Below are 10,297 nucleotides of genomic sequence, written 5' to 3'. Positions count from 1 at the left end.
ACGGTGGCAGACCGGCGGGAGAACCTGCGTGCGGCCGACGTCGACCGGCAGTTCGCCCAGCACCGCCGCCTCGCCCGGCCGATCACCGAGCTGCTGCAGCGGGTCCGCCTGCGGGCCGGCCTCAGCTGGCGCACCGCCGTCGTGCTGGCCGTGCTCGCCGCCGCGGCCGTCCTGCAGCTGTTCAGCAGCGGCGGCCGCCTGGACGGCATCGGCCTGCTCGCCCCTGCCCTGTGCATGCTGGCGCTGGCGCTGACGGGTGCGAGGCTGCTCGCCCCGGCCGCGCGGGCGGTCGGCCGCTCCGCCCTGCGCCGCGGCCGTCTCGGGCTGGCCCTCGCCGCGCTGCAGGCCGGCCGCCGCCCCGCCGCGCAGCGCATGCTCCTGCTGCTCATCGCCGCCGTCGCGGTGCTGGGCTACGCGGTCAGCGCCACCGACGTGGCCGCCCAGGACCGCGACCTGGCCGCCCGGATCGGCACCGGCGGCACCCGGGTCCTCACCGTCGGCCCGGTCACCCGCCAGCAGCTGCTGCGCGCCGTGCGGGCCGCCGACCCGCAGGGCCGATGGGCGATGGCGGTCGCGCGGCTGCCCCCGGGCGCCCCCGACGAGCCGGCCAAGCTCGCCGTCGACGCCGCCCGGCTGCCGGCCGTGGTGGCGTGGCTGCCGCAGTACGGCGCCGTCGACCCCGCCCGCATCCCCGCCCTGCTGCACCCGCCGGCGCGCCAGCCGGTCGTCACCGACGACAAGGTGGCCCGCTTCGACGTGGAGGTCGCCAGCGCCGCCGACGAGCCGGTGCGCCTCAAGGCGGTGCTGGAGTCGATGACCGGGCGCGGGTCCGCCGTGCTGGACCTCGGGACCGTGAGCAAGGGGCGGTACACCCTCAAGAAGGCCGACGACGTGTGCATCGGCGGCTGCCGCCTGGCCGCCCTCAAGCTGAGCTCCGACCGCATCGGCGGGGCGTCGGTCGACGTGTCCGTGACCCTGCTGGGCCTGTCCGCGCCGGGCGCCGACCTGGCCGACCCGGCCCACTGGCGGGCGACCGGCGGAACCCTGTCGGCCACCGGGGCGGGCCTGCGCTTCGCGGTGCGCGGTGCGCTGACCGACGGCGCCTGGTTCCAGCCGGCCGACGCGCCCTATCCGCTGCCGGTGCTGGCCACGGTACCGCTGGAAGGCCGCCGCCTCGCCGGGCTGGACGGCCTGCCGACCGAGGTCCGCCCGGCCGGCCGCGCCGACGCCCTGCCCCGGGTCGGCACCGCGGGCGCGCTGGTCGACCTGGAGTACGCCGACCGCGTCTCCGTCGACGGCGGCGGCGCCATCGCGCCCGAGGTGTGGCTGAACGCGGCCGCCCCGCCCGACGCGGTGACGCTGCTCGGCACGCAGGGCCTCATCGTGACCGACGACCGCGACGCCGCCTCGGTCCGGGCCCGCCTGGACCGCGACGGGCCGGCCCTGGCCCTGTGGTTCCACCTCGTCACCGGCGCGCTCGCGATCCTGCTGGCCGCCGGCGGCATCACGCTCATCGCCGCCGTGGACCGCGGCGCCCGGGCCGCCGACCAGGCCGCCCTGCGGGTGCAGGGGCTGAGCCGGCGCGCCGCCCGCCGGGCCACGCTGTGGACCTATCCCGCGCTGGTGCTCGCCGGGGGCCTGCTCGGCCTGGGCGTGGCGCTCGCCGTGTGGCGGCTGACCGGCTGGACGCTGCCGGTGTTCGGCTCCCACGCCCAGCTGCCGGCGCTGCCGCTGCCGCACTGGCCGGGCCTGGTCACCCTGCCGCTGGCCTGGCTGGGCTGCGTGACCCTGCTGGCCTTCGTGGCCGCCCGGGCCGGCCGCCCGCCGGTCACCGCCGCGGGACGAGCGGGCGCGTGAACGTGCGCCCGCCGTCCTGCCCCTGGCGGTAGCAACCCGGGCCAAGGACATCAGCCCGATCCGGGAGATGGCCGGCGTCGACCGGCTGCTCGTCGGCCGCAAGTACCACGACAACGTTCCCGGCGCGACGATCGGCTGCTGACGCGATGACGACGCGGCAGTGACCGGCGCCGCGCGGGAACCGCTCAGATGATCCGGCCCGCGGCCACGGCCAGCGCCGGCAGCTCGTCGTCGTCAGCCCGGAAGCGGTGCAGCCGGGCGCGTCCCGCCTCGCCGCGAAGCTTGCCGGCGAAGCGCACCGGCACCACGATCGTGAGCAGGTACCCGGCGCCGTCGAAGCCCTCCACCAGCCAGGCGACCCATGGCAGGGAGACGGCGGTGGTCGGGCTCACCATCACCGGCCGCTGCCCGCCGAGGGTGACGTCGACGACGCCGAAGCGGGTCCAGTTGGAGAGGCTGAACGTGCGGCGCGGCGGGTCGAACGCGTACGGCACGAGGTCGGGCAGCCGGTCGCGGCCGAGCTGCTCGACGAGGCGCTCGTCGGCCCGGAAGCTCGGCGGCGTGACGGCAAGGTCGTCCATGGTGGCGCGGATCTGGGCGGCGAACTGCGCGGTCGTCGTCTCCGGGGCGCACGGGACGTACACCTCGCTGAGGATGTTGCCGACCACCGCGGGCGGCAGGTCCAGCCGGGGCCGGATGTTCACCGGCATCGAGATGTGCCGCACCCCGTCGTAGTCGTCGAGGTCCCGCAGGGCGGTGTGGATGTGCGCGGCGAGCACGTCGTTGGTCGACAGCCGGCGCCCGGCCTCGGCGGCGAGCTCGTCGCGCATCCGGGCCACCTCTTGCGCGCCAAAGTAGATCTGCACGGTCCGGTTCGCCCGGGCAGCCGCCGCCAGCTCGGCGGCCAGCGCCTCGGCCTCGGCGGGCTCCGGCAGCCGGACGCTCGGCATCCCGCCGTCGCTCGGCGGCAGGATCTCGTTGAGGTACCCGTCGCGGTCCTCCACGACGACGACCTCCGGCATCTCCCCGCCGTCGATCGCCGCCGACCACGCCTGCATGAGCAGCACGTAGGTCTGCATGTCGCCGACCGAGTGGTGGAACGAGGTGCACACGGCGGTGCCGCCGTCGGAGAACTCGGTGACCCGCACGGTCAGCAGCGGCAGCCCGCCGTCGCGCGCCTTCGTCGCCTCGCAGTGGTTGGCCAGCCCCGAGTTGGGCATCGCGACGCGGCTGACGGCCTCGGCGAGCGTGTCGTCGATGGTGTAGAACTCCATCGGTACGCCCTCGTCGCTGCAGACGATCTCCAGCAGGTCGCCGGTGGTGCGCATCCGCCCGCCGAAGACGGGAACCGCGGCCAGCGCCCGCGCCAGCCCCTTCGCCAGGTCGTCGGCCGGCAGCGGCCGGGCGAAGAACAGCACGATCGAGGCCGGGACGTTCGACAGCAGCGTGTCCCGCAGGCCGCACCGGATCACCGTGCCGGGCGCCTGGCCCGACGTGACGGTCCGGCTCTCGCGCAGTTGCGGCCAGCCACCCATGGATACCCCTCACGACGCTGCGGCTTGAAGCATTGATCTTCGTAAACCAAGCGCGGCCGCGGCATCGGCCGAGCGGACAGACCGGCGGCGCTATGCAGCCGGTGGTGCGGGAGATCACGCCGGGCGGTGCGGGAGATCACGCCGGGTGGTGCCACCTCCCGGCGGACGGGACATTTGGCCTGCGTTCGACCTGATGGGTTTGCCGGGCCGCGGTGGTTGGCCCCGCGACCTGACACAGCGTGAGGCGTGACAGCGACGCACGGTGATGCGATGTACGCGACACGCCGACACACCATCTGGTGTTTCGCTTTCTCGATTCCTCCCATATATGGTGTTGCCCGCAGCTGGTTCGCGCGTCCTGCCAGGACGGGCGTCGCAAGAGGGAACCCGGTGGAAGTCCGGGACTGCCCCGCAGCGGTGAGTGGGAACGAAAGCCGTCAACGAAGCACTGGACCGCACAGGTCTGGGAAGCGACGGCCGGTAGGCGACCTCGGTCATGCCCGCGAGTCCGAAGACCTGCCAGCGCACCGCGGGCCGTCCGGGCCCGTGGTGGTCGGAGGCCGCGCGGGACGGCTGACGCCAACGCCAGTCGACGGCGCCTGCCGTCGCCCGGTGGCGTCCCTGCTCGCGCGCCCAACGTTGGTCGACGGGCGACGAGGGGGACACATGACAGTCACGCAGGACAAGGCCGTGCCCGGCCAGGGGGCGCCGGAGCAGCGACGGCACGCGATGCGGGTCCGCAAGCGCAACGGCGACCTGGAGCCGGTCGACGTCAACAAGATCGTCAAGGCGGTCGAGCGGTGGGTCGGCGACCTGGACGAGGTCGACCCGCTGCGGGTGGCGACGAAGACGATCAGCGGGCTGTACGACGGGGCGACGACCGCCGAGCTGGACAAGCTGTCCATCCAGACCGCCGCGGAGCTGATCGGTGAGGAGCCGCAGTACTCCCGTCTCGCCGCGCGGCTGCTCGCGGCGTACGTCGACAAGGAGGTCCGCGGGCAGGGCGTCGCGAGCTTCAGCCAGTCGATCCGCTACGGCCACCAACTCGGGCTGATCGGCGACGAGACGGCCGCCTTTGTCGCCGCGAACGCGCGGAAGCTCGACGACGCCGTGAACCTCGACGGGGATCTGCGGTTCGAGTACTTCGGGCTGCGCACCGTCGCCGACCGTTACCTGTTGCGCCACCCCGAAGCCCGCCTGGTCGTGGAGACGCCGCAGTACTGGCTGCTGCGCGTGGCCTGCGGGCTGTCGCAGACGCCGGCCGAGGCCATCGGCTTCTACCGGCTCATGTCCTGCCTGGCGTACCTGCCGAGCTCGCCGACGCTGTTCAACTCCGGCACCCGGCACACCCAGATGTCCTCCTGCTTCCTCGTGGACTCCCCGCGCGACGAGCTCGACTCCATCTACGAGCGTTACCACCAGGTCGCGAAGCTGTCGAAGTTCTCCGGCGGCATCGGCATCTCGTGGACGCGCGTGCGCGGGCGGGGCGCGCTGATCCGCGGTACCAACGGAAAATCCAACGGCATCGTGCCCTTCCTCAAGACGCTGGACGCCGGCGTCGCCGCGGTGAACCAGGGCGGCCGGCGCAAGGGCGCGGCCTGCGTCTACCTGGAGCCGTGGCACCCGGACATCGAGGAGTTCCTGGAGCTGCGCGACAACACCGGCGAGGACTCCCGGCGCACCCACAACCTCAACCTGGCCAACTGGATCCCGGACGAGTTCATGCGCCGCGTCGAGGCCGACGCCGACTGGTCGCTCATCGACCCGTCCGACGCCCCGGACCTGCCCGACCTGTTCGGCGCCGAGTTCGACGAGGCGTACCGGGCCGCGGAGAAGCGGGCCGTGCGGACCGTCAAGGCCCGGGAGCTGTACGGCAAGATGATGCGCACCCTGGCCCAGACCGGCAACGGCTGGATGACCTTCAAGGACCGGTCCAACGCGCTGTCGAACCAGACCGGGGCGCCGGGCAACGCCATTCACCTGTCGAACCTGTGCACCGAGATCCTCGAGGTGAACAGCGACGAGGAGACCGCGGTGTGCAACCTCGGCTCGATCAACCTCGGCGCGCACGTCACCGCCGGCGGCGTCGACTGGGAGCGGCTGCGCGAGACGGTGCGCACCGCCGTCGTCTTCCTCGACCGGGTCATCGACATCAACTACTACCCCTCGGCGCAGGCGGCCGCGTCGAACCCGCGCTGGCGTCCGGTCGGTCTCGGGCTCATGGGCCTGCAGGACGCGTTCTTCACGCTCCGGCTGCCGTTCGACTCGGCCGGGGCGCGCGAGCTGTCCACTCGCGTGCAGGAGGAGATCCTGCTCACCGCCCTGGAGACCTCCGCCGGGCTCGCCGAGCGGTTCGGCCCGCATCCGGCGTTCGCCGAGACCCGCGCCGCCGGCGGCGTGCTGCACCCCGACCTGTGGGGCGTCGAACCGGCCGCGGCGCAGCGGTGGACGGCGCTGCGGGCCCGCGTCGCCGAGCACGGGCTGCGCAACTCGCTGCTCGTCGCGATCGCCCCGACGGCGACGATCGCCTCGATCGCCGGTTGCTACGAGTGCATCGAGCCGCAGGTGTCCAACCTGTTCAAGCGCGAGACGATGTCGGGGGAGTTCCTGCAGATCAACACCTATCTCGTGCGGGAGCTCAAGGCCCGCGGGCTGTGGACCGCGGCGATCCGCGAGCAGGTCAAGCGGGCCGAGGGCTCCGTGCAGGGCATCGCCGAGCTGCCGGCGGACGTCCGGGAGCTGTACCGCACGGCGTGGGAGCTGCCGCAGCGGGCGCTCATCGACCTCGCCGCCGCCCGCGCGCCCTACATCGACCAGTCGCAGTCGCTCAACCTGTTCATGAGCGCCCCGACGATCGGCAAGCTGTCCTCGATGTACCTGCACGCCTGGAAGTCCGGGCTGAAGACCACGTACTACCTGCGCTCCCGCCCGGCCACCCGGATCCAGCAGGCCACCGTGTCCGTCACCCCGGCCGTCTCGCTGATCGCCCCGACCGAGGCCGTCGCCTGCTCGCTGGAGAACCCCGAGTCGTGCGAGGCGTGCCAGTGAGCCTCCTCGATCCCGGCATGGACCTGACCCTGCGGCCCATGCGTTACCCCCGGTTCTTCGACCGGTTCAAGGACGCCATCAAGAACACCTGGACCGTCGAGGAGGTCGACCTGCACGCCGACCTCGCCGACCTGCCGAAGCTGTCGCCGGCCGAGCGGCACCTGGTGTCCCGGCTGGTCGCGTTCTTCGCCACCGGCGACACGATCGTCGCCAACAACCTGGTGCTGAACCTGTACCAGCACGTGAACTCCCCGGAGGGCCGGCTCTACCTGTCGCGGCAGCTGTTCGAGGAGGCGGTGCACGTCCAGTTCTACCTCAACCTCCTCGACACCTACGTGCCCGACGAGCGGGAGCGGTTCGAGGCGTTCGCTGCGGTCGAGAACATCCCGTCGATCCGCCGCAAGGCCGAGTTCTGCTTCACGTGGATCAACTCGATCCACGAGCTGCGCGAGCTCAGGACCCGCGACGAGCGCCGCGCGTTCCTGCTCAACCTCATCTGCTTCGCCGCCTGCATCGAGGGCCTGTTCTTCTACGGCGCCTTCGCCTACGTGTACTACCTGCGCTCCCGCGGCCTGCTGCACGGCCTCGCCTCGGGCACCAACTGGGTGTTCCGCGACGAGTCGATGCACATGGCCTTCGCCTTCGACGTCGTGGACACCGTGCGGGCCGAGGAGCCGGACCTGTTCGACGCCGAGATGGAGCGCCAGGTCAGGCAGATGCTGGCCGAGGCCGTCGACTGTGAGGTCCAGTTCGCCGCGGACCTGCTCGAGCAGGGCGTCTCCGGCATGTCGCTGACGGACATGCGCGAGTACCTGCAGCACGTCGCCGACCGGCGGCTGGCCGTGCTGGGCATCGCGCCGATGTACGGCAGCCGCAATCCGTTCGCGTTCATGGAGCTGCAGGACGTCCAGGAGCTGTCGAACTTCTTCGAACGGCGGGTCTCGGCCTACCAGGTCGGCGTCACCGGCACGGTCACCTTCGACGACGACTTCTGACCCGTTCCCCGGGTGGACCGCGGGCGGCACGCGGGCGGGTCAGCCGTTGGCGAGCTCGTCCGTGGCCGTGCGGCCGGCCTCCGTCGCGTTGCGCAGGAAGCCGGCCAGCAGGTCGAGCTGCTCGTCGGTGTAGCCGGCGCAGATGTCGTCCATGGTCGTGTTCATGCCGGCGTACAGCTGGAACAGCTCGGCGTTGCGGTCCTTCAGGGCGCGGACGGTCACCGCCCGGCGGTCGGTGGCGTCGGGGTCGCGTTCGCGGGTGATCCAGCCGCCCTTCTGCAGGCGGTCCAGGATGCCGGTCATGGTGGCCGGGTGCAGGCCGGCCTGGCGGGACAGGGCGGTCGGGCTCAGCGGGCCCAGACGGTTGACGAGGTCGAGGCAGTAGAAGTCGACGTCCTTGAGGTCGAGGTGGGCGCCGACCTGGTGGTTGAGCAGCGACAACTGGATGCTCAGCACGCGCAGCGACTCCTTGATGTCGTTGGCCGCGCGCCGGCGCCGTCGGGGCTCTCCCGTCATCCTCGATGTACTCCTCGAACCATATGTTCCCGGATCTGTATCGTATCGTTCCCGCGGTCAGCGGGTCTTCGCCAGGCCGAACGGGCGGGGTCGGGAACGAACCGTCACGACACGGTGAGCAGCGACTCGCCGATGGTGGTGCGGGCGTACAGCACCGAGCGCCCCGCCCGGTGGGCGCTGACGATGCCGGCGTCGCGCAGCGCGGTCAGGTGCTGGGAGACGCCGGCCGGCGAGGTGCCGGTGCGGCGGGCCAGTTCGGTGGTGGAGGCGGGGGCGTCGAGCTCGGTCAGCAGCCGGGTGCGGAACCGGCCCAGCACGGCCGCGATGGCCTCGGCGCGCTCGGCCGGGCGGCGCTCCCACAGCGCGCCGGTGCCCCGGGCCGGGTACGCCAGCTGCGGCGGGGACGGCGGCCGGGACCACGTGAGCACGCGCTTGGCGAAGACGGAGGGGACCAGCAGCAGGCCGGGGCCGGTCGCCTCGCGGGACAGGGCGCACTGGCGGCGTACCAGTCGCAGGGTGTTGTCGTCCCAGCTCACCGTCGAGTGCAGGTCGTTGAACAGGTGGGCCGCCCCGCGCTCGGCCACCTGCCGGGCGCGGTGGAACACGTCGGCGTCGAGCAGGGCCTTGATCCGGGCCCAGTAGGGGGCGATGGCGAGGTCCCAGTACGCCTCGATCTCCTCCGTCACCTTGGCCAGCTTCTTCTCGGGGTCGGCCCACAGGGTCCGCGGCCGGGTGGCCTTGCTCGCGAGGGTGTCGAGGTCGGCGCGCACCTGGCCGGCCGGGGTGGCCCGGATGGCGGCCAGCTCCGCGGCGAGGGTCGGCCCCGGTTCGGCCGGGAACGGGGTGAGGAAGTCGGGCAGGTAGGAGCTCTCCGGCGGCAGCAGCTCGGCCAGCCAGCCCGCATCGAGCCCGATGCTCGAAGCCCGGGGCCGGACCTGGTCGAGCCAGGGCTGGTGGACCGGGTGCGGGACGTCCGCGGCCAGCAGCCGGAAGCTGTTGACGACCTCCCACATCGGCGAGACCGCGAACCGGGTCAGCGCGAGATCGTCGGCCGAGAAGGCCAGCTCGGACAGCATCGCCCCTCCGTGGATTCGTTCCTGGCTTAATCAATGGTGCGAGCATAACGCGGCCCGCACGATGCCGATCATGTTCTCGACCTTCGCCGGGCTGCCCCGGGCGGCGTGGATCGTCTTCGCCGGCACCGTGGTGAACCGGCTCGGCTACGTGATCACCCCGTTCTTCGTGTTCTACCTCGGCGCCCGCGGGGTCCCGACCACCCAGGTGCCGATCGTGCTCGGCGCGCTCGGCGCCGGGAACCTGGTCGGCTCGGCGCTGGGCGGCCTGCTCGCCGACCGCCTCGGCCGCCGCCCGACGATGATGGCCGGCCTGGTCGGCACCGCCGCCGCCCAGGGCCTGCTGTTCGTGTCGCCGAACGTCCCCACCCTGGCGCTGTCCGCCGTCCTGCTCAGCACGGCGGGCTCGATGGTCGGCCCGGCCGCGAGCGCCCTGGTGACCGACGTGGTCCCGGCCGAGCGGCGGCGGGTCGCGTTCTCCCTGGTGCACTGGGCGGTGAACATCGGCACCGCGGTCGCGGGCATGCTCGGTGGCTTCCTCGCCGAGCGCGGCTACTGGCTGCTGTTCACCCTCGACGCCGCGACCTGCCTGGTCTACGCCGGCGTCGTCGCCCTGCTCCTGCCCGCCGCCCGCGCACCACGCGTCGCCACCCGGGCGGCCGGCGTCGGCTACGGCGTGGTCTTCCGCGACCCCCTGATGCGGGTCCTGCTGCCGCTGTTCGGCGTCGCGGTGATGGTCTACTCCCTGACCGAGGTCGGCCTGCCCCTGGCGATTCGCGACGACGGCCTGTCCACGACCGTCTACGGCCTGATGGCCACGCTCAACGCGGTCCTCGTCGTCGTGCTGCAGCCCATCGCCACACAGGTGTTCGCGGGGGTACGGCAGGTGCCGCTGTACGTCGGCGCCAGCCTGGTGATCGCGGCGGGCGTGGCCCTGACCGGCGTCGCGAACACCCCGTGGGCCTTCGCCGGCACGGTCGTGCTCTGGTCCGTCGGCGAGGCGCTGATCGGCGGCCTGACCGGCTCGATCGTGGCGTCGCTCGCCCCGGCCGAGGCCCGCGGCCGCTACCAGGGCGGCTACCAGTGGACGTGGGGCGTGGCCCGGTTCGCGGCGCTGAGCGCGGGCACGGCCGTCTACGCCGCCGCGCCGTCGGTGCTGTGGTGGCTCGCCCTGGCGGCCGGCATCGGCGCCGCCTTGGGCGTGGCCGCCCTCGCCCCGGCGGTCGCCCGCCGCACCGCCGCCCCCGCGAAGGAGCTCGTCGCCGTGTGAGGA

The 10,297-nt window shown here is 73.0% G+C and carries 7 protein-coding genes and 1 riboswitch; of the genes, 4 read left to right on the top strand and 3 right to left on the bottom strand.

Annotated features, from left to right (window positions below; genetic code table 11):
* The coding region (locus tag AB0M46_RS28220) for an FtsX-like permease family protein (RefSeq protein ID WP_363340669.1) at positions 1 to 1,857 on the top strand (1,857 nt) is incomplete at its 5' end.
* Positions 1,858 to 2,042: 185 nt separating this feature from the next.
* Here the strand turns inward: AB0M46_RS28220 and AB0M46_RS28215 are convergent.
* Positions 2,043 to 3,392 carry an acyltransferase gene (locus AB0M46_RS28215; RefSeq protein ID WP_363340667.1) on the bottom strand — a complete coding sequence of 450 codons (1,350 nt, stop codon included), beginning with the start codon at positions 3,390 to 3,392 and terminating at the stop codon, positions 2,043 to 2,045.
* Positions 3,393 to 3,720: 328 nt separating this feature from the next.
* A riboswitch (cobalamin riboswitch) is annotated at positions 3,721 to 3,931 on the top strand.
* Between the two features lie 127 nt (positions 3,932 to 4,058).
* Here AB0M46_RS28215 and AB0M46_RS28210 point away from each other — a divergent pair.
* Both AB0M46_RS28210 and AB0M46_RS28205 read left to right on the top strand, forming a co-directional pair.
* Positions 4,059 to 6,440, top strand: a complete 2,382-nt coding sequence (locus AB0M46_RS28210; RefSeq protein ID WP_363340665.1) for a ribonucleoside-diphosphate reductase subunit alpha — start codon at positions 4,059 to 4,061, stop codon at positions 6,438 to 6,440.
* A gap of 17 nt (positions 6,441 to 6,457) precedes the next feature.
* Complete coding sequence (locus tag AB0M46_RS28205) at positions 6,458 to 7,435, top strand: ribonucleotide-diphosphate reductase subunit beta (protein ID WP_363340675.1); 978 nt, start codon at positions 6,458 to 6,460, stop codon at positions 7,433 to 7,435.
* A gap of 39 nt (positions 7,436 to 7,474) precedes the next feature.
* On the opposite strand, the gene AB0M46_RS28200 is transcribed toward AB0M46_RS28205, so the two are convergent.
* Both AB0M46_RS28200 and AB0M46_RS28195 read right to left on the bottom strand, forming a co-directional pair.
* A complete protein-coding gene (locus AB0M46_RS28200) occupies positions 7,475 to 7,951 on the bottom strand; it encodes a MarR family transcriptional regulator (protein ID WP_363340663.1) in 477 nt (158 codons plus the stop codon).
* A 104-nt stretch (positions 7,952 to 8,055) separates the two neighbouring features.
* A complete protein-coding gene (locus AB0M46_RS28195) occupies positions 8,056 to 9,027 on the bottom strand; it encodes a helix-turn-helix domain-containing protein (protein WP_363340661.1) in 972 nt (323 codons plus the stop codon).
* Positions 9,028 to 9,097: 70 nt separating this feature from the next.
* On the opposite strand from AB0M46_RS28195, the gene AB0M46_RS28190 reads away from it, so the two are divergent.
* The gene (locus tag AB0M46_RS28190) at positions 9,098 to 10,294 is read left to right on the top strand and encodes an MFS transporter (RefSeq protein WP_363340659.1); all 1,197 of its coding nucleotides are present in this window, start codon (positions 9,098 to 9,100) and stop codon (positions 10,292 to 10,294) included.
* Positions 10,295 to 10,297 lie beyond the last annotated feature (3 nt).

The sequence above is a fragment of the Dactylosporangium sp. NPDC051485 genome (assembly GCF_040682015.1).
Taxonomy (GTDB): Bacteria; Actinomycetota; Actinomycetes; order Mycobacteriales; family Micromonosporaceae; genus Dactylosporangium.
The sequence above is the reverse complement of the archived record's forward strand: the minus strand, read 5'-3'. Positions and strand labels throughout refer to the sequence as shown.

Bases quoted from the DNA above. Each gene is read 5' to 3' on its own strand.
- AB0M46_RS28215 (WP_363340667.1), bottom strand. From the start codon at position 3,392: ATGGGTGGCTGGCCGCAACTGCGCGAGAGCCGGACCGTCACGTCGGGC.
- AB0M46_RS28210 (WP_363340665.1), top strand. From the start codon at position 4,059: ATGACAGTCACGCAGGACAAGGCCGTGCCCGGCCAGGGGGCGCCGGAG.
- AB0M46_RS28205 (WP_363340675.1), top strand. From the start codon at position 6,458: ATGGACCTGACCCTGCGGCCCATGCGTTACCCCCGGTTCTTCGACCGG.
- AB0M46_RS28200 (WP_363340663.1), bottom strand. From the start codon at position 7,951: ATGACGGGAGAGCCCCGACGGCGCCGGCGCGCGGCCAACGACATCAAG.
- AB0M46_RS28195 (WP_363340661.1), bottom strand. From the start codon at position 9,027: ATGCTGTCCGAGCTGGCCTTCTCGGCCGACGATCTCGCGCTGACCCGG.
- AB0M46_RS28190 (WP_363340659.1), top strand. From the start codon at position 9,098: ATGTTCTCGACCTTCGCCGGGCTGCCCCGGGCGGCGTGGATCGTCTTC.